At 40.5% G+C, this 23,595-nt stretch carries 20 protein-coding genes; all 20 read left to right on the plus strand.

Annotation, left to right across the window (positions count from 1 at the left end; all coding sequences use genetic code 11):
- The first annotated feature begins 2 nt into the window (after positions 1-2).
- On the plus strand, positions 3-2,519 hold the full coding sequence (gene infB / locus ACQKEV_RS06720; RefSeq protein WP_427444623.1) for a translation initiation factor IF-2: 2,517 nt from the start codon (positions 3-5) through the stop codon (positions 2,517-2,519).
- Positions 2,516-2,794 carry a DUF503 domain-containing protein gene (locus tag ACQKEV_RS06725; RefSeq protein WP_423992059.1) on the plus strand — a complete coding sequence of 93 codons (279 nt, stop codon included), beginning with the start codon at positions 2,516-2,518 and terminating at the stop codon, positions 2,792-2,794. The genes infB and ACQKEV_RS06725 overlap by 4 nt, the downstream gene beginning before the upstream one ends.
- Positions 2,795-2,816: 22 nt before the next feature.
- Positions 2,817-3,173 (plus strand): 30S ribosome-binding factor RbfA, encoded by a 357-nt coding sequence (rbfA, locus tag ACQKEV_RS06730; protein ID WP_427444627.1) that lies wholly within the window; start codon positions 2,817-2,819, stop codon positions 3,171-3,173.
- A gap of 67 nt (positions 3,174-3,240) precedes the next feature.
- Positions 3,241-4,170, plus strand: coding sequence for a tRNA pseudouridine(55) synthase TruB (gene truB / locus ACQKEV_RS06735; RefSeq protein ID WP_427444629.1), 930 nt, complete (start codon positions 3,241-3,243; stop codon positions 4,168-4,170).
- Positions 4,167-5,111: a riboflavin biosynthesis protein RibF gene (gene ribF, locus ACQKEV_RS06740; RefSeq protein WP_427444632.1), complete on the plus strand. Its 945-nt coding sequence runs from the start codon at positions 4,167-4,169 to the stop codon at positions 5,109-5,111. The genes truB and ribF overlap by 4 nt, the downstream gene beginning before the upstream one ends.
- Before the next feature lie 140 nt (positions 5,112-5,251).
- Complete coding sequence (gene rpsO / locus ACQKEV_RS06745; RefSeq protein WP_016427593.1) at positions 5,252-5,521, plus strand: 30S ribosomal protein S15; 270 nt, start codon at positions 5,252-5,254, stop codon at positions 5,519-5,521.
- Between the two features lie 186 nt (positions 5,522-5,707).
- The gene (gene pnp, locus ACQKEV_RS06750; protein WP_427444634.1) at positions 5,708-7,825 is read left to right on the plus strand and encodes a polyribonucleotide nucleotidyltransferase; all 2,118 of its coding nucleotides are present in this window, start codon (positions 5,708-5,710) and stop codon (positions 7,823-7,825) included.
- A gap of 73 nt (positions 7,826-7,898) precedes the next feature.
- Entirely contained in the window at positions 7,899-9,134 is a 1,236-nt protein-coding gene (locus ACQKEV_RS06755) for a M16 family metallopeptidase (RefSeq protein ID WP_427444637.1), read from the plus strand.
- Positions 9,135-9,892: 758 nt separating this feature from the next.
- A complete protein-coding gene (locus ACQKEV_RS06760) occupies positions 9,893-10,162 on the plus strand; it encodes a YlmC/YmxH family sporulation protein (RefSeq protein ID WP_427444639.1) in 270 nt (89 codons plus the stop codon).
- 38 nt (positions 10,163-10,200) lie between these two features.
- The gene (locus ACQKEV_RS06765) at positions 10,201-10,959 is read left to right on the plus strand and encodes a hypothetical protein (RefSeq protein ID WP_427444642.1); all 759 of its coding nucleotides are present in this window, start codon (positions 10,201-10,203) and stop codon (positions 10,957-10,959) included.
- Between the two features lie 11 nt (positions 10,960-10,970).
- Positions 10,971-11,564, plus strand: a complete 594-nt coding sequence (locus tag ACQKEV_RS06770; protein ID WP_427444644.1) for a dipicolinate synthase subunit B — start codon at positions 10,971-10,973, stop codon at positions 11,562-11,564.
- A 78-nt stretch (positions 11,565-11,642) separates the two neighbouring features.
- Positions 11,643-12,683 carry an aspartate-semialdehyde dehydrogenase gene (locus ACQKEV_RS06775; protein WP_427444646.1) on the plus strand — a complete coding sequence of 347 codons (1,041 nt, stop codon included), beginning with the start codon at positions 11,643-11,645 and terminating at the stop codon, positions 12,681-12,683.
- 14 nt (positions 12,684-12,697) lie between these two features.
- Positions 12,698-13,591: a 4-hydroxy-tetrahydrodipicolinate synthase gene (dapA, locus tag ACQKEV_RS06780; protein WP_427444648.1), complete on the plus strand. Its 894-nt coding sequence runs from the start codon at positions 12,698-12,700 to the stop codon at positions 13,589-13,591.
- 111 nt (positions 13,592-13,702) lie between these two features.
- Entirely contained in the window at positions 13,703-15,370 is a 1,668-nt protein-coding gene (locus tag ACQKEV_RS06785) for a ribonuclease J (RefSeq protein ID WP_427444650.1), read from the plus strand.
- Positions 15,371-15,594: 224 nt separating this feature from the next.
- Positions 15,595-17,844, plus strand: a complete 2,250-nt coding sequence (locus tag ACQKEV_RS06790) for a DNA translocase FtsK (protein WP_427444853.1) — start codon at positions 15,595-15,597, stop codon at positions 17,842-17,844.
- 165 nt (positions 17,845-18,009) lie between these two features.
- The gene (locus ACQKEV_RS06795; protein WP_269924787.1) at positions 18,010-18,738 is read left to right on the plus strand and encodes a GntR family transcriptional regulator; all 729 of its coding nucleotides are present in this window, start codon (positions 18,010-18,012) and stop codon (positions 18,736-18,738) included.
- Between the two features lie 49 nt (positions 18,739-18,787).
- On the plus strand, positions 18,788-19,855 hold the full coding sequence (locus ACQKEV_RS06800) for a BMP family lipoprotein (protein ID WP_427444652.1): 1,068 nt from the start codon (positions 18,788-18,790) through the stop codon (positions 19,853-19,855).
- Between the two features lie 151 nt (positions 19,856-20,006).
- Entirely contained in the window at positions 20,007-21,563 is a 1,557-nt protein-coding gene (locus ACQKEV_RS06805; RefSeq protein ID WP_427444856.1) for an ABC transporter ATP-binding protein, read from the plus strand.
- Positions 21,556-22,602, plus strand: a complete 1,047-nt coding sequence (locus tag ACQKEV_RS06810) for an ABC transporter permease (RefSeq protein WP_427444655.1) — start codon at positions 21,556-21,558, stop codon at positions 22,600-22,602. The genes ACQKEV_RS06805 and ACQKEV_RS06810 overlap by 8 nt, the downstream gene beginning before the upstream one ends.
- A gap of 1 nt (position 22,603) precedes the next feature.
- Positions 22,604-23,563 (plus strand): ABC transporter permease, encoded by a 960-nt coding sequence (locus tag ACQKEV_RS06815; RefSeq protein ID WP_427444657.1) that lies wholly within the window; start codon positions 22,604-22,606, stop codon positions 23,561-23,563.
- Positions 23,564-23,595 lie beyond the last annotated feature (32 nt).

Below are 23,595 nucleotides of genomic sequence, written 5' to 3' on the forward strand. Positions count from 1 at the left end.
AAATGACCAAATTACGCGTCCATGAATATGCGAAGCAAATAAATAAAACAAGTAAAGAAGTTATTGAGCAATTAAGTAAGTTGAATGTACAAGTGACGAATCATATGTCGACATTAGAAGGAGACGCTGTTTCTAAGTTGGACTCTGTCTACAAGAAATCGTCTGCTCCTGCTCAAAAAACTGCAACACAAAGCAACAATCGTCCACAGGGTTCTGGTTCTCAAAACAGCCGTCCACAAAGTTCTGGTTATCAAGGAAATCGCCCACAGGGTTCTGGTTCTCAAGGCAACCGTCCACAAAGTGACCGTCCTCAAGGAAATCGTCCACAAGGGTCTGGTACACAAGGCAGCCGACCACAAGGTAGTGGATATCAAGGGAATCGCCCACAAGGTAGCGGTTCTCAAGGCAACCGTTCACAAGGGGATCGTCCTGCTGGCAGTGGTTATCAAGGGAATAAGCCAAGTACACCTGCTGCTAAACCATCTTCAGGTCAAAGTCGTGGTATGACAAATACACCTTCTCGTGACAAGCAAAAACCTGCAGCAGCAGCTACAGGAGACAGCCGTAAGCAAGAACAAGGTGCTCAATCGAAAGAAAAGAAAGTCTTTGGACAAAACCGTCCTGCTGGTTCAGGGTTTGGTGGACGTCCAGGTGGCGGTGGGAATCACCGTCCGGGAACTGGTAATCGCGCTGGAAGAAACAAAGGGAAACAAAATCGTCAACCAGTAGCTCCTCCAGTACCAAGAAAAGAAAAAGAATTGCCGGAAAAAATCACTTTCTATGAATCATTGACAGTGGCAGAACTGGCAAAAAAATTAGGCAGAGAGCCTTCAGAAATCATCAAGAAATTATTCTTGCTTGGTGTGATGGCAACAATCAACCAAGAATTAGATAAAGATGCAATCGAATTAATCTGTACCGATTATGGTGTTGAAGTAGAAGAAGAAATCCGCGTTGATATTTCGGATTTAGAAGGCTATTTCGAAGGCGAAACAGAAGAACAAGGTGTTCAAAAAGAACGTCCACCAGTTGTAACAATCATGGGACACGTTGACCATGGTAAAACAACACTTCTAGATTCAATTCGTAATACAAAAGTAACTGCTGGTGAAGCTGGCGGGATTACACAACATATTGGTGCTTACCAAGTTGTTGAAAACGGCAAGAAAATTACGTTCCTGGATACTCCTGGTCACGCAGCTTTCACAACAATGCGTGCGCGTGGTGCGAGAGTAACGGATATTACGATTTTAGTTGTTGCAGCAGATGATGGTGTAATGCCTCAAACAATTGAAGCAATCAATCATGCCAAAGCGGCAGAAGTGCCAATTATTGTTGCTGTGAATAAAATGGATAAACCGTCTGCTAACCCTGAACGAGTAATGCAAGAATTGACTGAGCATGGTCTAGTTTCTGAAGAATGGGGCGGCGATACGATTTTCGCACCAATCTCAGCATTAAAAGGCGATGGGATTGACAACTTGCTTGAAATGGTTCTATTGGTTTCAGAAGTAGCTGAACTTAAAGCTGATTCTAAGCGCCGTGCAATCGGAACAGTAATTGAAGCTCAACTTGATAAAGGTCGTGGTTCAGTTGCTACACTTCTAGTACAAGATGGAACGCTTAAAGTTGGAGATCCAATTGTAGTGGGTCATACTTATGGTCGTGTTCGTGCAATGGTCAACGATTTAGGTCGTCGTGTAAAAGAAGCAGGTCCAAGTACACCTGTTGAAATTACAGGATTGAATGATGTACCTCAAGCTGGAGATCGTTTTGTCGTATTCGAAGATGAGAAAACAGCCCGTCAAGTTGGAGAATCACGAGCTTCTACGGCACTTCAAGCTCAACGCTCTGAAAAAACACGAGTGACGCTTGATAACCTGTTTGATCAAATGAAGCAAGGCGAAATGAAAGAACTTAACCTGATTGTTAAAGCGGATGTACAAGGTTCTGTTGAAGCAATGGCAGCATCTTTGATGAAGCTAGACGTTGAAGGCGTAAATGTACGCATCATTCATACTGGTGCCGGTGCAATTAATGAATCAGATATTTCACTTGCTGCAGCTTCCAATGCAATTGTTATTGGTTTCAACGTTCGACCTGATACAAATGCAAAACGTGCTGCTGAAGCTGAAGGCGTAGACATTCGTCTGCACCGCGTAATTTATAAAGTAATTGAGGAAATTGAAGCGGCAATGACTGGCTTACTTGATCCTGAATTCCAAGAAAAAATTATCGGTCAAGCTGAAGTACGCGAAACGTTCAAAGTTACGAAAATTGGTACGATTGCCGGAAGTTATATAACAGAAGGTAAAATCAGCCGAGATAGTGGCGTACGTGTTATCCGTGACAGCATTGTTGTCTTTGAGGGCGAGTTAGAATCACTAAAACGTTTCAAAGATGATGTAAAAGAAGTTGCTCGTGGGTATGAATGTGGGATCACTGTGAAAAACTACAATGATGTTAGAGAAGGCGACATTATTGAAGCATTCGTAATGGAAGAAATTAAACGTAAATGATTGCCTACGCGGAATGCGAATTTATCATTCCGACGTCGCATTCGTTAAAAGAGAAGCGCGCTGTTCTGCAGCGCATGCTTACTCGAACGAAGCAAAAGTTTAATGTATCGATTTCTGAGATTGACCACCAGGATTTATGGCAAAGGACTCGCATTGCGATTGTTTGTGTTGCATCTTCAATTGATGCAAGCGACCGTGAGCTGACCCACGCCATTCACTACCTGGAATCAAATCCAGAATGGGAACGAACGGAAACCATCCGTGAACATTTATAGATAGAACAGAGGTGAAGCCATCATGGCGAATCGCTCAAATCGAGTAGCAGAACAAATGAAAAAAGAACTAGGCGAAATTATTGCACGTAGACTTAAAGATCCCCGCATTGGGTTTGTCACTGTAACAGATGTTGAAGTTACGGGTGATTTACAACAAGCGACGGTCTATATTACTGTTCTAGGTGATGATAGAAAACGTCAAGACACGTTAAAAGGTTTAGCTAAAGCTAAAGGATTTATCCGTACAGAAATTGGCCAAAGAATTCGATTGCGTAAGACACCTGAGCTTATGTTTGAATTTGATGAATCATCAGCTTACGGTAATAAAATTGACACTTTACTAAGACAAATTAACGATACAACTGAAGAAACTGAGTAACAAAAAGAAGTCTGCTTTTTAAAAGCAGGCTTTTTCTAAATTACATATTTAAAAGGAGTGGGACCGAATGCAAAATGGCATTCTTCCGCTATGGAAAGAACAAGGGATGACATCACATGATTGCGTCTTTAAGTTGCGAAAAATTTTAAAAATGAAACGCATCGGCCATACAGGAACTCTCGATCCAAGTGTGGAAGGAGTCTTACCCATTTGTTTAGGGGAATCAACCAAAGTAGCGGAGTATCTTACAAACGCAGGAAAAATATACGAAGCAGAAGTAACAATCGGTACATCCACTACCACTGAAGACGCAGATGGTGAAGTGGTGGAAACGGATGCATCCATTAAGCATTTTACAAGACAAGAAATCCTTGATGCGCTATTTTCTCTAACCGGTACGATTAATCAAACACCACCAATGTATTCGGCTGTAAAAGTAAATGGAAAAAAACTTTATGAATACGCAAGAGCAGGACAGTCCGTTGAAAGACCTACCAGACAAGTGAATATTTATGAACTAACACTTCTTAGTAAAGAGGATAGTTTTTCTGGAGAACTTATATCATTCAATGTTCGTGTATCCTGCAGCAAAGGAACGTATATAAGAACGCTTGCCGTCCAAATTGGTGAAAAATTAGGATTTCCTGCACATATGTCAAAACTGGTCCGCACTGCCTCTGGTACATTCACGGCAAAAGATTGTCTTACACTGAGTGAAGTACAGGAACTGGTCGAAAGTGATTTATTAACTGATAAATTGTATGGATTGGATTATGCGCTTCAAGATATGCGAAAGTTTGAAGTACCACCTTTCTTGGTGAAATCCGTCCAGAATGGTCAGGTATTGGATGCCATTGATGCACTAAAGGATCATGAACGAGTTGTATTTACTATGGATGAACAGGCTGTTGCTGTTTATATTAACCATCCAACAAAAGAAGGCAAGATGAAACCCGAAAAAATGTTTAATCGATTAGAAGGAGGAGATTCGGAATGAATATTGTGCACTTATCTTATCCACATCACATCAATGATTCAGTAATATCCGGCCCTTTTTCTTTAGCGATTGGATTTTTTGATGGTGTTCATTTAGGTCATAGGGAAGTAATCAGACATGCAAAGCAAATAGCGACTGAAAAGGGATTGAAATTAGCGGTCATGACGTTTGATCCACACCCTTCAATCGTCCTTGGGAAGCGTAATGAGAAAGTGTTTTATATCACGCCATTGGATCAGAAAATGGAATTGCTTGAATCAATGGGTGTCGACACGACTTTTGTAGTTCGGTTTACATCGGATTTCGCTCAACTGACACCTGAAAAATTCGTAGAAACGTTCATACGTCAATTGCATGTAAAACATGTTACTGCCGGTTTTGATTTTACGTTTGGTGCATTCGGCAAAGGTAATATGAACGTGATGCGTCAATTAGCCAATGACGATTTCAACGTATCAGTTGTTGAAAAGAAAACGGACGAATATGAAAAGATCAGTTCCACACGGATTCGCCAAGCACTAACTGAAGGTGATATGGAGAAAGTTCATGAGTTGCTTGGGAGACCTTTCCAAATCCCTGGTGTAGTTGTTCATGGGGATAAAAGGGGTCGTACTATCGGTTTCCCAACCGCAAATATCCAGGCAAAAGAAGGATCATACATTCCTGCAACAGGTGTTTATGCCGTACGAATGCTTATTCAAGATGAATGGGTGGACGGTGTTTGCAACGTTGGGTATAAACCCACATTCAAAAATCCGGATGAAAAAAAACTAACAATTGAAGTCCATTTGTTTAATTTTGATAAAAACATTTACGGGGAAGAAGTGTCAGTGGATTGGTATCATCATATCCGAGATGAACGCAAATTTGATGGCATTGATTCCTTGAAACAACAAATTGAAAAAGATAAACAAACGGCCATTGCGTTTTTTCAAGAATAGAAGTAACAGTTGCATATCCAACTGAACTGTGCTACTATTTTTAAGTGCATAGAGATATGCTTAACCGTTGCTTGGCAATGCGATTCACCAACGCTTGCTCGGTAATTGGGGATATTATGAGAGTATTGGAGGTGAACCGGATGGCAATTACACAAGAACGTAAAAATGAACTTATCGCTGAGTATCGTACTCATGAAAGCGACACTGGTTCTGCAGACATTCAAATCGCTGTGTTAACAGAAGAGATTAACAATTTGAACGAACATTTACGTACACACAAGAAAGATCACCACTCACGTCGTGGCCTATTCAAAATGGTAGGACGTCGTCGTAACTTGTTAAAATACTTACGTGAAAACGAAGTATCACGTTACCGTGACTTGATCGCTAAACTTGGTTTACGTCGATAAGATGCATTTTAGTGAAAGCGGGATTCGTCCCGCTTTTTCTTTATGTTCAAAAAGTCTTCTGTATAAGAAATCCACTCTCAATGACTAATTTATATTTTATCGCATGATAAACGCTTTTTTGATACACTACTAATGATACATACAACTAAATTTAATAGGATTTTCAGTTCGAGAGGAGTTCATTCAATGACAGAAAAACAAGTTTTTAATTTCGAATGGGCAGGTCGTCCATTGCAAGTAGAAGTAGGCAAATATGCAAAACAAGCAAACGGTGCCGTTATGGTCCGTTACGGAGATTCCACAGTCCTTTCAACAGCAACGGCTTCGAAACACCCGAAGCCATTAGACTTCTTCCCACTTACATGTAACTATGAAGAACGCCTATATGCAGCAGGTAAAATTCCTGGTGGCTTCATTAAACGTGAAGGTCGTCCATCTGAAAATGCCGTATTGACGAGTCGTTTAATTGACCGTCCAATCCGTCCATTATTCCCTGATGGATTCCGTAATGAAGTACAAGTTATTTCAATCGTTATGTCTGTAGACCAAGATTGCACAACTGAAATGGCTGCAATGTTAGGATCATCTTTAGCGCTATCCGTTTCTGATATTCCTTTCGATGGCCCGATTGCTGGCGTACAAGTAGGATTAATTGATGGTCAATTCATCATTAACCCGACTCAAGCGCAATTGGCATTAAGCACAATTGATTTAATCGTTGCCGGGACAAAAGATGCAATTAACATGGTTGAGGCAGGAGCACTTGAAGTAACTGAAGAAGTGATGTTAGAAGCAATTATGTTCGGTCACGATAATATCAAAGAATTAATCGCTTTCCAAGAAGAAGTTGTCGCGGCAATGGGTAAACCAAAAACAGACATCAAACTGTATGAGCTTGATGCTGAAATTTCTGCTGAAATCAAAGCCGTTTGTGAAACTAAATTAAACAATGCAATTCAAGTGTATGAAAAACATGCACGTGAATTAGCGATTAGCGAAGTTAAGGAAGAAGTTATCGCGACATATGTTGAACGTGAAGCAGATGAAGCAACACTTAAACAAGTTCGCCAAATTTTAGATAAAATGGTGAAAGAAGAAGTTCGCCGATTAATAACTGAAGATAAAGTCCGTCCAGATGGCCGTAAACTAGATGAGATTCGCCCGTTATCATCTGAAACAGGTGTCTTACCACGTACGCATGGGTCTGGGTTGTTTACTCGTGGACAAACTCAAGCACTGAGCATTGCTACTTTAGGTGCTTTAGGCGATGTTCAAATCATTGATGGTCTGGGAATTGAAGAATCTAAACGTTTCATGCATCATTATAATTTCCCACAATTCAGTGTTGGGGAAACTGGGCCTATCCGTGGACCAGGTCGCCGCGAAATCGGTCATGGTGCTTTAGGTGAACGTGCACTTGTTGCCGTTATTCCTGATGAAAAAGATTTCCCATACACTATTCGTTTAGTTTCTGAAGTATTGGAATCGAATGGTTCTACTTCTCAAGCAAGTATTTGTGCATCAACTCTTGCCATGATGGATGCCGGTGTTCCAATTAAAGCACCAGTAGCTGGTATTGCAATGGGTCTTATCAAACGTGGTGAGCATTATTCTGTTCTTTCGGATATTCAAGGAATGGAAGATCACTTAGGCGATATGGACTTTAAAGTAGCAGGTACTGCTAAAGGTGTTACGGCACTACAAATGGATATTAAAATTGATGGCTTGTCACGCAGCATTTTAGAAGAGGCGTTGACACAGGCAAAAATTGGCCGTATGCATATTTTAGATAGCATGATGGCTACGATTTCTGAACCACGCACGAAATTGTCTAAATATGCTCCGAAAATTATCATGGTTAAAATCAATCCAGATAAAATCCGTGACGTTATTGGACCGGGTGGTAAACAGATTAACAAAATCATTGATGAAACCGGCGTGAAAATCGATACAGAGCAAGATGGTACGATTTACATTTCTTCTATTGACGAAGAAATGAATGCACGTGCGAAAGAAATCATCGAAAATATTGTGCGCGAAGCGGCTGTTGGTGAATACTATATGGCTAAAGTGAAACGCATTGAAAAATTCGGAGCTTTCCTTGAAATCTTCCCAGGTAAAGATGGACTTCTTCATATTTCTGAAATCCAGGAAGAGCGTACGAAAGCGGTTGAAGATGTATTAAAACTTGGCGATGAAATGATCGTTAAAGTTATTGAAATCGATAACCAAGGTCGCGTGAATTTGTCTCGTAAAATTGTCGTAAAAGAAGAAAAAGAAGCGGCAGAAAAAGAGCAAGCATAATCATAAAGTAAGAAAAAAGGTTGCCAATCAATGCATGGCAACCTTTTTTCTCGAAAGTTTGGGGGCTTTTACTGTGTTACAAAAAAGAACAAGTCAAAATGGTGTGCGAATTGTCTATGAGCACATCCCACACGTACGTTCAGTTGCTGTTGGTGTTTGGGTCAATGTTGGATCAAGACATGAAACACCTGAAGAAAACGGTTTAACTCATTTTATTGAACATATGCTTTTCAAAGGAACTGCTACACGTTCAGCGCGTCAAATAGCAGAAGAATTCGATCGCATTGGTGGGCATGTCAATGCATTTACATCGAAGGAACAAACTTGCTATTACGCAAAAGTATTGGATCACCATGCAAAGCATGCCATTTCAGTGTTGGCGGATATGTTTTTCCATTCCCAGTTTGATGAAGTGGAGTTGGAAAAAGAACGCCAAGTCGTACTAGAAGAAATATTGATGGTTGAAGATACACCAGATGATGATGTCCATGAACAATTGTGGAATGTGATGTATCCGAACCAACCGCTTGGTGCATCCATTTTAGGAACAAAGGAATCACTCGCAACATTCAGTAAAGATTCGATTCATCAATTTATGGATCATCATTATCGACCAGAACATATCGTGATTTCGATAGCTGGGAATATTCCAGAAGACTTTATCGATTACACCGATTCTTTATTCGGTCAATTCAGTTCAAGTTCTACTAACTCTGTACGTTCTCCGTTTGAAGTGCCTGTGTTCAAACCTGGTGAATCACGTAAATCACGGGAAACGGAGCAAGGACATATTTGTCTTGGTTATCCAGGTCTTAGCGTGAAAGATAAACATATTTATGATCTCGTGGTATTGAATAATATTCTGGGTGGAAATATGTCTTCCCGGTTGTTCCAAGAAGTCCGTGAAGAAAAAGCATTGGCCTACTCCATTTACTCATATCATTCTTCTTACGAAGATTCGGGATCGATTGCTATTTATGGAGGCACTTCCAGCAATCAATTGCAGAAACTCCAGGAAACCATTTATGAAACCATTCAAAAAGTGGTCGACGAAGGGGTTACCGAGACAGAAGTGAACAATGCGAAAGAGCAATTAAAAGGAAATTTAATGCTTGGTTTAGAGAGCACGAATGCTCGTATGAACCGCAATGGGAAAAACGAATTAGTTTTCAATGAACATAAAACGTATGACGAAGTATTGCAATCGATTGATGAAGTGAATATTCACCAAGTGCAAAAACTTGTAACGGATCTATTCACCATTAAACCTGCCATCTCGATCATCACACCTAAAGACAATCCTTTGTGATTGTCTTTTAGACTTATGACAATAGAATATTGATTAATAACAGTATAAAGATTCGTTACTATTATTTTGCACTCGATCAAAAAAGAAGGTGGTCGGCTATTTCTTTCGCTTTCCGCGGACGAAACGCCAGCCTCCTCGGCTCAGTTGTCTCTGACAACTGAGCCTGTGGGGTCTAGCTTGTTCCGTTTTTCCGCAGGAGTCTTCAGAAATAGCCGACCACTTTCCTACTTAAATAGTTTGAAGAGAAACGCTGACAGAGCGCGTTCTGTTGATGGGAGTGGAGGCGGCGACTTCAGCGGGAACAGCATGAGCTGAAGGCCCCGGAGTCACGAAGTGACGAGGAGACTAAAGCCATGCCCGCGAAACGCGTCCGCCGCAACGGAAATCAACATTTCGTGCATTTGCACTTTTTCAAGAGTATGCAGTATATTAACTCATTATTTTGGTTCTCTCAAGTCTGAAAGACAATCCATTGTGATTGTCTTTTTTTGTTCAAATTAGAAGGAGAATTCGAAGCTCTAAAAAGATGATTTTCTAGCGATTGGACAGAAATGGGAGCTGAATGGACAAAAAGGGCATGTGACTGGACATAAAATGATTCTAACTGGACGAAAAATCAAGGTAACTGGACGAAAAACGTTGATGACTGGACAAAAGGCTTTTTGGTGTCGAGCTAAATCGGCGCAATACACTTTTCCATGAACATGTGATTCTTTCTTTGCATATATTTAAGGAGATGAACATGGAGGAGGAGTCATATGTTGCTATCAGAATTGGCGGTGAAAGAATTAATTCAAGTAGAAGATGGTAAACGGTTTGGAATACTTGCTGATACTGAATTACTCTTTGAACCAACAAGTGGAAAAATCATTGGATTTCTCATACTAAAAGAGCAGGGTAGTCGACCATTTAAATCGAAGTCAACTCATCAAAATGTTTACATTGCTTGGGAAGATATTGTCCTTATCGGTGAACATCGAATACTCTTTACAAAGACGTCTCACTTACATGCGGAACAATCCATATGACCAGCCGAAAGTGGTGTGTCATTGGGACTGATCCTCGCATGGAAAAACTTGCTGCGCTGTTGAAAAACATCGATGAGCAAGTGTTATACATTCCAACCAAAGCATGGAGTTATCAAGTGGAACGAGACTTGCTGGCTTTTCAACCAGAAATCATGGTCTTTCCAATTCAGCCACTCGAAATTGTAACCGATTCAATTGGAATGGAATTTTTTCAAAGTGTCAAAAAATGCTTCATCGGAAAATTATCTCCAGAGTGGACACGCTTTTTTGAAGCGAGTGAACTGAATACTGAAGCTTACCTTGAAAATGAGCAATTTATTTGGTTGAATGCAAAGTTAACGGCAGAAGGGTTTATCGCTGCCTATTATCTAGAAGAGCACGAAACCGTTGCAGGCAAACGATTTATGATTTCAGGCTTCGGCCGTGTAGCAAAGTTGCTAGCGACGCAGCTAAAACGAATGGATGCCTATCCGTTAATAGTGGTACGCTCACCAGTCCAGTTAGCTGAAGCTCAAGCAATGGGGTATGAGGTGAAAAAATTAGAAACAGGAATTTCGTGTAATCAAGCAATATTCATCAATACAATTCCTGCAAAATGGTTAACAGATGATTATCAGTCGTTGTTAAAAACGAGCAAACGGTTTTATGATATTGCTTCCGCCCCAGGTTGCTTAGAGTTGGAAGGAGATTATTCTGAATGCTATCGACTCTATACGTCTTTGCCGGGGCAATTTCTGAAAGAAGACGCTTCTAAAATCTTATTTCAGTGTTTAACAGAATCAGCAAAAGATTTATGAGGAGGAACGGTGTGTTAACAGGTAAACGAATAGGTTTCGGTATAACAGCATCACATTGTACGTATGAAGAAGTGGTTCCGAAAATCAATTTCTTGAGAGACCAGGGTGCAGTGGTTGTACCTGTCGTTTCACATTCCGTGCTAGTGGCTGCCACTCGCTTTGGAACTGGGGATGAATGGGTAAGAAAAATAGAGGAAGCGGCTGGAGCAAAAGTAATTTCTACAATAGCCGATGCAGAACCACTGGGACCGAAAGCACCACTTGATTGCATGGTTATTGCGCCAATAACGGGCAATTCAATCAGTCGCTTAGCAAATGCTATAACGGATTCACCTGTACTGATGGCCGCCAAAGCAACCATGCGGATCGGTCGACCAGTCGTTCTTGGCATCTCTACCAATGATGCACTCGGTTTAAATGGGGTAAACGTCATGAGGTTATTAAACTCAAAACACATTTACTTCATTCCTTTCGGTCAAGATGATCCACTGAAAAAACCAAACTCCCTCATCTCCGATTTTAACTTGATTTTACCAACGATTGTCAAAGCTCTTGAACATCAACAACTTCAACCCCTATTAATCCAACACGGTCAATCGGATTAATTTTCATGCACAATCACGCAAGATTATGATACAATACCGTCATTATGACCAATTAGTTGGCTAGAGGGAGTGAGTGTCATGGCAAAAAGCTATACCGTAGCTGTTGTCGGTGCAACCGGTGCAGTCGGAGAAAAAATGATGGAACAGCTCGAAAAACGAAATTTTCCTATTCATCATATAAAATTTCTAGCTTCCAAACGTTCAGCAGGGAAAAACATTGAGTTTAAAGGGCAATCTTATCTTATTGAAGAAGCAACTCCTGAGGCATTCGAAGGTGTAGATATTGCATTATTCAGCGCAGGAGGATCAGTTTCTAAAGTCCTTGCGCCAGAAGCGGCGAAACGTGGGGCTGTCGTAATTGACAACACAAGTGCATTTAGAATGGATAAAGACATTCCACTTGTTGTGCCAGAAGTAAACCGTCAAGATCTTAAATTGCACAACGGCATCATCGCCAATCCAAACTGTTCAACGATTCAAATGGTTTGTGCATTGCAGCCAATTAAAGAAGCGTTTGGATTGAATAAAGTAATCGTATCCACCTATCAAGCTGTTTCAGGCGCTGGCGCTGTTGCCATAAATGAGTTGGAAGCACAAAGTGCCACTTTTGGTGACACGAAAAATGCAGTTGCTCAAGTATTGCCAGTTAAGAGTGCGGAGACACATTATCCGATCGCATTCAATGCCATACCGCAAATTGATATGTTTGATGATAATGGCTTTACGCTGGAAGAAATGAAAATGATTAACGAAACGAAGAAAATCATGCACACTCCGGATCTTTCGGTTGCAGCGACGTGTGTAAGATTGCCGGTAGTTTCCGGCCATTCGGAATCAGTTTTCATTGAAGTGGATAAAGAAGGTGTAAGTGTTACGGAACTTCGTTCGATTTTAGAAGCAGCAAAAGGGATTGAAGTCCTTGATAACCCCGCAAAACAACAATATCCTATGCCTCTATACGCTGAAGGACAAGATGCAGTATTCGTTGGCCGCATAAGAAAAGACCTATCAAATGATAAAGGTTTCCATATGTGGATTGTTGCAGATAATTTATTAAAAGGTGCAGCTTTGAACTCGATACAAATAGCAGAAGCAATGATTGAAGACGGAATTATTTAAAAGGGGAGATTCTAATGAATATCGGTCGCGTATCTACTGCGATGGTCACACCATTCTTGCCAGATGGCTCTATACATTTTGAAATGGTCGCAAAACTTATCGAACATTTAATCGCAACTGGAACTGATTCAATTGTAGTCTGTGGAACTACCGGGGAATCCCCAACACTGACGAATCAGGAAAAAGCTGATTTGATTCGATTTACTGTAGAATCTGTCAATAATCGAATTCCGGTATACGCTGGCACCGGTAGTAACAGCACGAAAGCATCGATTGAATTGACTAAACTTGCAGAACAGGCTGGAGTAGACGGGATTATGCTCGTAACTCCGTATTACAACAAGCCTGACCAGCGTGGAATGTATGAACATTTCAAAACAATTGCAAATGAAACGAAATTGCCTGTACTTCTTTATAATATCCCAGGTCGTTCAGTAGTGAACATGCTACCTGAAACGGTTCTAAAATTAAGTATGATCCCTAACATTCAAGCAATCAAAGAAGCTGGGGGTAATTTGGAGCAAATGTCCGATATTATTTCCGAATGTCAGGCTGATTTTGCAGTATACAGCGGTGATGACGGATTGACTTTGCCACTTCTTTCAATTGGAGGAGCCGGAGTCGTGTCTGTGGCTTCACATATTGTTGGCGATGATATGCAAAAGTTAATTCGTGCCTTTGAAGAAGGCAGACACACTGATGCAGCGGAAATTCACCATGCGATGTTGCCACTCATTCGTGCACTTTTTGTAAAACCGAATCCGGTGCCGGTGAAATATGCATTGTCTAAACTCGGTTTAGAAGTGGGGTCTGTTCGCCTGCCACTTGTTGATATGACAGACGAAGAGAAGCAAGATTTCGATCAAGCATGGGCGAAATATGAAGGAAAAAGAAAAAGTTTTAAATAAATTTTGAAAGGTCAGTGTTCAACTGACCTTTTTTTGTTTGTACTGTTGTCATACGTCCCGTATAATGATTACTAGTGGATGTTGATCGGGTAATTTTTAGGAGGAAAGCAAGTGACTAAAACAATAAATGAAACCATCCGTATTATCCCCCTCGGTGGAGTTGGGGAAATCGGAAAAGCAATGTATGTAGTAGAAATTGATGAAGAAATCTTTGTAGTAGACAGTGGACTTATGTTCCCTGAAGATGAAATGCTTGGAATTGATATTGTTATTCCTGATGTGACGTACTTAGAAGAAAATAAAGCACGAATAAAAGGGATCTTTTTAACACACGGACACGAAGATGCAATCGGATCCATTTCTTATTTGTTAAATAAGATTCACGCTCCAGTTTACGGTTCTCGTTTGACGATTGCTTTAGCTAAAGAGCATTTGAAAGAACTGCCGGCTGCACAACCAGTAAAATTCTTTGAAGTGACAAATAAAAGTCGTATGAACTTCAAATCGACTCATGTCACGTTTTTCCATACAACACATAGTATTCCCGATTCTTTAGGGATTGTATTCCATACATCTGAAGGTGCAATTGTGCATACTGGCGAATTTAAATTCGACCAATCTGCAAAAGGAAGCTATCGTCCAGATATCGCTAAAATGGCGGGACTTGGTGAAGAAGGCGTCTTCATTTTGATGTCTGATTCAACTGAAGCGGAAAGACCTGGTTATACAACTTCAGAATCAGTGATTGAAGAACAACTTTCGGAAACATTCCACGGAGCAAAAGGTCGTATTCTCGTTTCCTTGTATTCTTCTAACTTTATTCGTATCCAACAAGTGTTTGACACAGCGATTGAGTCAAAACGCAAAGTAGCGGTAGTGGGTAAAACTTTAGAAAACGTCTTTGATGTTGGTAAACGACTTGAATATTTGAAAATTGATGAAGAGACGTTAATTTCAATCAAAGAAATTGGGAATTATGCTGATGATGAAGTGGTCATTATCGTTTCAGGTAACCAAGGGGAACCTCTAGAGGCTCTTGAAAAAATGGTTAGAAAACATCATAAAGATGTGAAAATCAAAGATACTGACACGGTATTAATTACGTTCACTCCATCACCTGGTATGGAAGTTGCTATGTTCAAAACAATGAATCACTTAGCGAAAACTGGTGCAAGAGTGTTAACTGCCAGCAAAAAAGTGCATGTTTCTGGACATGGTAGTCAAGAAGATTTGAAAATGATGCTTAACTTAATGAAACCTAAATTCTTTATCCCAATTCAAGGGGAATACCGCATGTTGATGGCGCACTCCAAACTTGCCCAGGCTACTGGATTGGCCAAGTCCCAAATCTTTATTGCGGATAAAGGAGATATCGTCGAATATAAAGGCGGTAAAATGCGTATGAGCGGCCGAGTACAAGCTGGTAACGTGTTGATAGATGGAATTGGTGTGGGTGACGTAGGAAATATTGTATTGCGTGATCGAAAACTACTTTCACAAGATGGTATTTTTATCGTAGTTGTTACCTTGAACCGTGCACAAAAGAAAATCGCATCTGGTCCAGAAATCTTATCCCGTGGATTTGTCTATGTACGTGAGTCTGAACAACTTATGGATGAGTCAGCTGAGCTTGTAAAGAAAATTGTTGAGAAATACGTCAGCAAAGAAACGTTTGAATGGACAAACATTAAACAAGAAATTCGTGATACCTTAAATTCATACTTATACCAAAAAACGAAAAGACGTCCGATGATCATCCCGATTATTATGGAATATTAAGGTGTAAAAGCGGAAGGATTTCCTCGCCATATGGAGCGGCAGGAAATCCTTTTTCTTTCACAAAAGATGATAGCGAATTCAAGCATCTCAGAGGAGAAATATTGAAATAGTAATCTACATACATTCGCTTTTCACTAATTAACTGACCAAAGTAGGTGAACGAAGTGACAAGAAGAAAGAAAAAAGTTGTGAAAAAGAAAAAGCCGACACCGATACATCCACTCATGTATGAAATTGCGGGCTTATTATTAATTGGACTCGGCATCATCACCTTTTTTGAATTAGGCGCTGTTGGATTCAGTCTGTCTTCTATTGCCCGCTTTTTCTTTGGAAATTGGCATTTTGCAGTACCATTATTGTGTATTGTGATTGCTTTGATGATGATGATCAAACGAGCAGTTCCAGGTATGAATAATCGAATTGTACTGGGACTATTAAGTATTTTAGCCAGCCTGACATTATTCAGCCATTTAGCTCTGTTTGAACAATTGTTTCAAGGCGGCGCACTGATAAGTGATTCTGTACTTCGTGAAACATGGCGAATATTGATTGATAGTGAAGGAATTGTTAACCGTGATCAATCGTTAGGCGGGGGGATGATGGGCGCATTTCTTTTCGCCTCATTCCATGTTTTATTTGATTCAGGGGGAGCGACTATTGCGGCATGGCTGTTAGTCATGATCGGGTTTATTCTGTTATCGGGAAAAGCACTTGTCCCTTTTTTAGCTACCCAAGCACCTCTATGGAGAGATAGATGGCTAGTCTCGAGAGAACAAAAGAAAAAGACAAAAGCTAGTACCCCGAGAGTTCAACGGCGAAGTGACAAACGCAAAAATGCTGAGAGTCTGCCTCCAGCCGCTCAAGACCTGGAAGTTGCAACCACTCTCCGTGAACCTGAAGCGGAACCTATTCATTCATCTCCAATTATTTCTGCATTTACGGAACGGGCAGAGAAAGTCGTTGATATAACACCGGTGCCGGAAATTGAATTAAACGAAGAATTGAATGAAAAAGTTTTTGATGCAGTTTCTGAAGCTGTAATGGAAAACAAAGATTATCAACTGCCTGCAGCGTCTTTATTGAATGCGCCACCACATAGTGATCAAAGTGGTGAATATTCAATCATTCAAGCCAATGCAAAAAAACTTGAGCAAACATTCAGTAGCTTTGGAGTTAAAGCGCGTGTGACACAAGTGCATCTCGGTCCTGCAGTCACTAAATATGAAGTATTGCCTGATACGGGAGTGAAAGTAAGTAAAATTGTCAGTCTCAGTGATGACCTGGCATTGGCCCTGGCAGCTCGAGATATTCGAATTGAAGCCCCGATCCCTGGGAAATCCGCAATCGGAATTGAAGTCCCAAATCAGGAAGTAGCTATCGTAAGTTTACGAGAAGTGCTGGAAGCCAAAGAAAACAATAAACCAGATGCGAAATTGATGATCGGTCTTGGCCGTGATATTACTGGTCAAGCAGTTCTCGCGGAGTTAAACAAGATGCCCCATTTACTCGTTGCCGGTTCAACGGGAAGCGGGAAAAGTGTCTGTATAAACGGCATTATTGTCAGTATCATTATGCGTGCGAAACCACATGAAGTGAAAATGATGATGATTGACCCTAAAATGGTGGAATTGAATGTTTATAATGGAATCCCTCATTTATTAGCACCTGTCGTAACAGATCCACGAAAAGCGTCTCAGGCACTTAAAAAAGTCGTGTCGGAAATGGAACGTCGTTATGATCTGTTTTCACATACAGGGACTCGTAATATTGAAGGCTATAACGATCACATTCGTAAGTGGAATGAAGAGAATGAGGAAAAGCATCCACAATTGCCTTATATTGTCGTGATTGTAGACGAATTGGCTGATTTAATGATGGTAGCGTCCAATGACGTCGAAGATTCAATTACACGACTTGCCCAAATGGCTCGTGCTGCCGGAATTCACTTAATTATTGCCACCCAACGTCCAAGTGTCGACGTTATTACAGGGGTTATTAAAGCGAATATCCCATCCCGTATTGCGTTCGCTGTATCTTCTTCCATCGATTCACGTACGATTTTAGATATGGGTGGAGCGGAGAAACTATTAGGCCGAGGAGACATGTTATTTTTAGCAGCAGGCGCATCGAAACCTGTTCGTGTGCAAGGAGCATTCTTATCGGACCAAGAAGTAGAAAAAGTAGTTGATTTTGCAATCGCTCAGCAAAAAGCACAATATCAAGAAGAAATGATTCCAACAGAAATTGAAGAAGTGCCGGTTGATGAACAAACGGACGATTTATATGATGAAGCCGTACAATTGGTGACCGATATGCAAACTGCCTCGGTTTCTTTATTGCAAAGAAGGTTCCGTATCGGCTATTCCAGAGCTGCACGAATTATTGATCAAATGGAAATGCGTGGGGTAGTCGGAGCATATGAAGGAAGCAAGCCACGTCAAGTGCTTCAAGCAAAGCATGATGATCATAATTAAGCTTTAATATGACAAAAGCATTACAAATAAATTAAAAATTTTACGAAACTTTTAATAAATACCCAAAAATCTATTTATTTAAACAAATATAAGTGGTATAGTATGTCTGATTAGTAGGAAAGTTTTACATCAGATGTCTGATCTCTGCTGTTGGTGGTGATATGTATGACAATAAAAACAGATCATCGTCATTTGTATCTTCAAGTGATCGATCGTCTCAAGGACGATATTGCAAAAGGCGTGTTTCAAGAGAAGGAAAAACTTCCTTCAGAATTTGAACTCGCCAAATCACTTGGAGTCAGTCGTGCTACACTCCGTGAAGCACTTAGACTGTTGGAAGAAGAAAATGTCATCGTCAGACGACATGGTGTTGGCACATTTGTGAACCCAAAACCTGTATTCACTTCGGGGATTGAACATTTAGCAAGTGTATCTTCCATGATTCGTAAGGCGGGTATGGAACCGGGGACTATTTATTTAAGTTCTTCGGAATCGCATCCGTCTGAAGAGGATATAAAACGCTTTCATTGCGAAGAAGACGAGTCTATCATTATGATTGAACGTGTAAGAACAGCTAATGGTGAACCGGTTGTATATTGTGTGGACAAAGTTCCTACAAAATATTTGCCCTCAGATTTTTTGAGTAGGCAAGAAGGTTCGATATTTACCGCAATTGAAGAATCCGGTCAAATCCGTGTTTCATATGCAGTTGCTTTTATCGATCCAACCGGCTACCACGAAGTGGCATCACCGATTTTAGAGTGTGAACCTGAAACGGCGTTACTAGTTCTGAAACAACTACATTATAATGAAGACGATCAAGTAGTGTTATATTCAAAAAACTATTTTAGAGCTGACAAATTCAGTTTCCATGTAGTGCGTAAACGGGTGTAAAACACCAAACTTCCTGCTAATATGAAAAAACATTTTGGGGGGTCTCAAGTTGACAAAGCGTAAATTTGGTTTAGCTTTATCGATGGTTTTAGCTGCTAGTACAATTCTAGGAGCATGTGGTACTGACAAGGATAAGAATGAAGGTAACGGTTCTGCTGGAGAAAAGGATGCAATTGATTTCTCAGTAGGAATGGTAACTGACGTTGGTGGAGTAGATGACAAATCATTCAACCAATCAGCTTGGGAAGGTTTACAAGCATTTGGAAAAGATAATGGTCTTACAAAAGGCGATGGTGGGTTTGATTACTTACAATCAGCTTCTGACGCTGACTACAACACAAACTTAAATAACTTAATTCGTCGTGACTTTGATTTAGTATTCGGTATCGGATTCTTGATGGAAGCTGCTGTAACAGAAATTGCAACTCAAAAACCTGATAATCATCTTGCTATTATTGACGCAGTTGTAGATCAACCAAATGTTGCTTCAGTATTATTTAAAGAGCAAGAAGGTTCTTACCTTGCAGGTGTTGCTGCTGCATTAATGACTAAATCGAAAAAAATCGGTTTTGTTGGCGGTATGGAAATTCCTGTAATCGAGCGTTTTGAAGCTGGATTCCTTGAAGGCGTTAAAGCTGTAGATCCAAGCATCCAAGTTGATGTACAGTACACAGGTGCATTTGACAAAGCTGAACTTGGTAAAACAACTGCTAACCGTATGTACTCTTCAGGCGTAGATATTATTTTCCACGCTGCTGGTGGTACTGGTAATGGTGTATTCGCAGAAGCTAAAGAATTGAAAACTAAAGATCCAGATGCTTACGTTTGGGTAATTGGTGTTGACTCTGACCAATATGACGAAGGTGCTGTTGGCGATTCGAACGTAACTTTAACTTCTATGTTAAAACGCGTTGATGTTGCTGTACAAAACATTTCTAAATTGGCTGCAGAAGATAAATTCCCAGGTGGCGAAACTACTGTTTACGGTTTAGCTGAAGACGGCGTTGGCTTAGCGGATTCTCGTGGAGCAATTCCTGAAGATGTTATGGCTCAAATCGATGAATATGCTAAGAAAATCGCTGATGGCGAAGTAACAGTTCCTGAAACTGTAGAGTAATTAAACACTTTAATAAGTCATCATAAGGACCGGAAATCCGGTCTTTATGATGTTTTTATTGCCCTTAATAAGTTAATAGATGAAAGGTTTTATAGATAAAGCCTTTCCTGTGTTAATTTACATTTAAAAAGTGCCTAAGGGAGTGAATAGATTGGAACATGTTATTGAAATGCTGAATATCCGCAAAGAGTTCGGAAATTTCGTTGCTAACGACAACATTACCCTTCAACTTAAACAAGGCGAAATTCATGCCCTTCTCGGTGAGAACGGTGCAGGGAAATCGACGTTGATGAACGTACTCTTTGGTCTTTACCAGCCAGAGGGTGGAGAAATCCGTGTTCGTGGTCAGGAAGTAAAGATTACGGATCCAAATGTTGCGAATAATCTTGGAATCGGGATGGTTCACCAACATTTTATGTTAGTTGAAGATTTTTCTGTTACAGAAAATATTATTTTAGGTAGTGAGCCAACTTCAGCCGGAATGATTTCGGTGAAAACGGCTGCAAAAAAAGTACAAGAGCTATCTGAACTTTATGGATTAGACGTAGACCCTTATGCAAAAATAGAAGACATTTCAGTAGGGATGCAACAACGTGTTGAAATTTTGAAAACATTGTATCGTGGTGCTGAAATTTTAATTTTTGATGAGCCAACTGCTTCCTTAACTCCTCAAGAGATTACGGAATTAATTCAAATTATGCGTCGCTTAATTGAAGAAGGAAAATCGATCATCTTAATTACGCACAAATTAAAAGAGATTATGGATGTTTCCGATCGCGTGACGGTAATTCGTAAAGGACAAGGTATCGGTACGGTTGTAACTGCCGAGACGAATCCAAATGAACTTGCTTCTTTAATGGTCGGTCGTCAAGTAGAATTTAAAACAGTCAAAGGAGCCGCTAACCCAACGACAGATGTTCTCGACGTGAAAGATTTAGTGGTGACTGATTACCGTGGAATTGAAAAAGTAAGAGGTCTTAACTTAAATGTCCGTAGAGGTGAAATTGTCGGAATTGCCGGTATTGATGGAAATGGGCAGTCAGAATTGATTGAAGCCATCACGGGGTTACGAAAAGTGAAAAGTGGTCAAGTCTTTATGAATGGTCAAGATATTACGGGCAAACGCCCACGTAAGATTACAGAATCAGGTGTAGGTCACATTCCTCAAGATCGTCATAAGCATGGTCTTGTACTAGACTTCCCTATTGGTCATAACATTGCATTGCAAACATACTATACTGGCCCTATTTCAAAAAATGGCTTTATGAATTATTCAACCATTTCGAAAAAAGCCAACGAAATCATTCAGAAATACGATGTTCGTACGCAAGGTGATCATGAACCAGCCCGTGCATTATCAGGTGGTAATCAACAAAAAGCAATTATTGGCCGTGAAATTGATCGGGATCCAGATTTGCTGATTGCAGCTCTGCCTACTCGTGGATTGGATGTAGGTGCAATTGAATTTATTCACCAACGTTTGATTGAACAACGAGACAAAGGAAAAGCGGTCTTATTAATTTCATTTGAATTAGATGAAGTCATGAACGTTTCTGACCGTATCGCAGTAATCTATGACGGTCAAATCGTGGATACTTTAGATCCTCTTCAAACCAACGAACAAGAACTTGGATTGTTAATGGCGGGTCAAACCAAAAAAGGCGCTATGACAAATCAAGTGGAAGGGGAGGGCAGCGCTCATGTCTAATCGATTAGTAAATATTCTTGTCCCTGTCATTTCCGTTATTTTGGGATTACTTGTTGGGGCAGTTGTTATGTTAGTCAGTGGATACGATCCGGTGGCTGGTTATGCTGCATTATGGAACGGAATTTTTGGTGATGTTTATACGATGGGTGAAACCGTCCGACAAATTACACCATACATTCTTGCTGGTTTAGCGGTTGCATTTGCATTCCGTACAGGACTTTTTAACATTGGTGTTGAAGGACAATTAATCGTTGGCTGGTTTGCAGCGGCGTATGTAGGAGTTGCCTTTGATTTTCCAAAATACATTCACTTGCCACTTGCGTTAATTGCTGCAGCTGGAGCGGGAGCATTATGGGGCTTCATTCCTGGACTTCTCAAAGCTCGCTTTAAAGTCCATGAAGTAATTGTCACAATCATGATGAACTATATAGCTCTTCACACAACAAACGCATTAGTGAAAACGTTTTCAGATGGAGGAGACAATACGGGGGCAATTCACCCAACGGCGTCACTTCGTTCAGAATTCCTTGAAAACATGACAGATTTCTCACGTCTACATTACGGAATTCTAATTGCACTTGCCATGGTTTTAGTAATGTGGTTAATTTTAGAGAAAACAACTCGCGGATTTGAATTGAAAGCAGTTGGTTTAAACCAAAATGCTTCAGAATATGCGGGAATGAACGTCAATAAAAATATCATTCTAGCAATGGTCATATCTGGCGCCTTTGCTGGTTTAGGTGGAGCGATGGAAGCATTGGGTACGTTTGAATATGCTTCGGTTAAAGGCGGTTTTACAGGTATTGGTTTTGATGGGATTGCGGTTGCACTTCTTGGTGCTAACACGCCACTTGGCGTTATTTTCGGGGCAGCATTATTTGGCTCATTAAAATATGGAGCTTTAAATATGCCAAATGAAGCGGGTATTCCTACTGAAATCGTATCTATTGTCATTGCGATTATCATTTTCTTCGTAGCTTCAGGCTACATCATTCGATTATTTGTTGAACGCTTCAGCAAGAAAAAGGAGGCGAAGTAACATGAGTTTCTTGGAAGTATTATATTTTCTAATCCCTGCAGCCATTGCTTATGCAGCGCCTCTAATTTTAACCGCTATCGGTGGGGTTTTCTCTGAGCGTTCTGGTGTAGTAAACATTGGATTGGAAGGACTCATGGTCATGGGTGCTTTCATCGGTATTCTATTTAACTTATCTTTCGTTCATATATTTGGACAAGGTACAGAGTGGATGGCTCTTCTTGCTGCTATGGTTGTCGCTGCATTATTTTCATTACTGCATGCAGTGGCTTCTGTATCCTTCCGTGCGGATCAAGTCGTTTCTGGTGTAGCGATTAACTTATTGGCAGTGGCGCTTTGTTTGTTCCTAGTAAAAATGATTTACGGAAAAGGCCAAACAGACTTTGTTCAAGAGCGATTCTTGCGTGACGATATTCCGTTCTTAAAAGATATTCCAATTTTAGGCCCGATGTTTTTCCAGAACGTCTATTGGACTTCTGTTTTAGCAATTGGGATTGCTATTCTAGCATGGGTTGTCCTGTATTACACTCCATTCGGTCTGCGTCTTCGTGCTGTAGGTGAACATCCAATGGCCGCTGATACAATGGGAATAAATGTAACACGTATGCGTTATATTGCTGTCATGATTTCAGGTGGTTTAGCCGGTATCGGTGGCGCGATTTATTCACAGTCGATTTCATTGGACTTCAGTCATTCAACAATCAATGGACAAGGATTTATGGCACTTGCTGCAATGATCTTTGGTAAGTGGCATCCCCTGGGTGCGATGGGGGCAGCTCTGTTCTTTGGGTTTGCTCAAGCGTTAAGTATTGTCGGTGGATCATTGCCGATAATCAGCGAAATTCCAAGTGTTTTCTTACTGATTTTACCTTATGTCTTAACAATCCTTGCCTTAGCAGGATTCATTGGTAAAGCAAATGCACCAAAGGCTATAGGAACACCTTATATAAAAGGGAAACGATAAAATCGATCTTAAAAGGACCGGGCATTTTTTGC

Source organism: Paenisporosarcina sp. NPDC076907, assembly GCF_050269735.1.
GTDB lineage: Bacteria > Bacillota > Bacilli > Bacillales_A > Planococcaceae > Paenisporosarcina.

Coding starts and splice junctions, on each gene's coding strand:
- infB (WP_427444623.1), top strand. CDS start 3: ATGACCAAATTACGCGTCCATGAATATGCGAAGCAAATAAATAAAACA.
- ACQKEV_RS06725 (WP_423992059.1), top strand. CDS start 2,516: ATGATTGCCTACGCGGAATGCGAATTTATCATTCCGACGTCGCATTCG.
- rbfA (WP_427444627.1), top strand. CDS start 2,817: ATGGCGAATCGCTCAAATCGAGTAGCAGAACAAATGAAAAAAGAACTA.
- truB (WP_427444629.1), top strand. CDS start 3,241: ATGCAAAATGGCATTCTTCCGCTATGGAAAGAACAAGGGATGACATCA.
- ribF (WP_427444632.1), top strand. CDS start 4,167: ATGAATATTGTGCACTTATCTTATCCACATCACATCAATGATTCAGTA.
- rpsO (WP_016427593.1), top strand. CDS start 5,252: ATGGCAATTACACAAGAACGTAAAAATGAACTTATCGCTGAGTATCGT.
- pnp (WP_427444634.1), top strand. CDS start 5,708: ATGACAGAAAAACAAGTTTTTAATTTCGAATGGGCAGGTCGTCCATTG.
- ACQKEV_RS06760 (WP_427444639.1), top strand. CDS start 9,893: ATGTTGCTATCAGAATTGGCGGTGAAAGAATTAATTCAAGTAGAAGAT.
- ACQKEV_RS06765 (WP_427444642.1), top strand. CDS start 10,201: ATGGAAAAACTTGCTGCGCTGTTGAAAAACATCGATGAGCAAGTGTTA.
- ACQKEV_RS06775 (WP_427444646.1), top strand. CDS start 11,643: ATGGCAAAAAGCTATACCGTAGCTGTTGTCGGTGCAACCGGTGCAGTC.
- dapA (WP_427444648.1), top strand. CDS start 12,698: ATGAATATCGGTCGCGTATCTACTGCGATGGTCACACCATTCTTGCCA.
- ACQKEV_RS06790 (WP_427444853.1), top strand. CDS start 15,595: ATGTATGAAATTGCGGGCTTATTATTAATTGGACTCGGCATCATCACC.
- ACQKEV_RS06795 (WP_269924787.1), top strand. CDS start 18,010: ATGACAATAAAAACAGATCATCGTCATTTGTATCTTCAAGTGATCGAT.
- ACQKEV_RS06810 (WP_427444655.1), top strand. CDS start 21,556: ATGTCTAATCGATTAGTAAATATTCTTGTCCCTGTCATTTCCGTTATT.
- ACQKEV_RS06815 (WP_427444657.1), top strand. CDS start 22,604: ATGAGTTTCTTGGAAGTATTATATTTTCTAATCCCTGCAGCCATTGCT.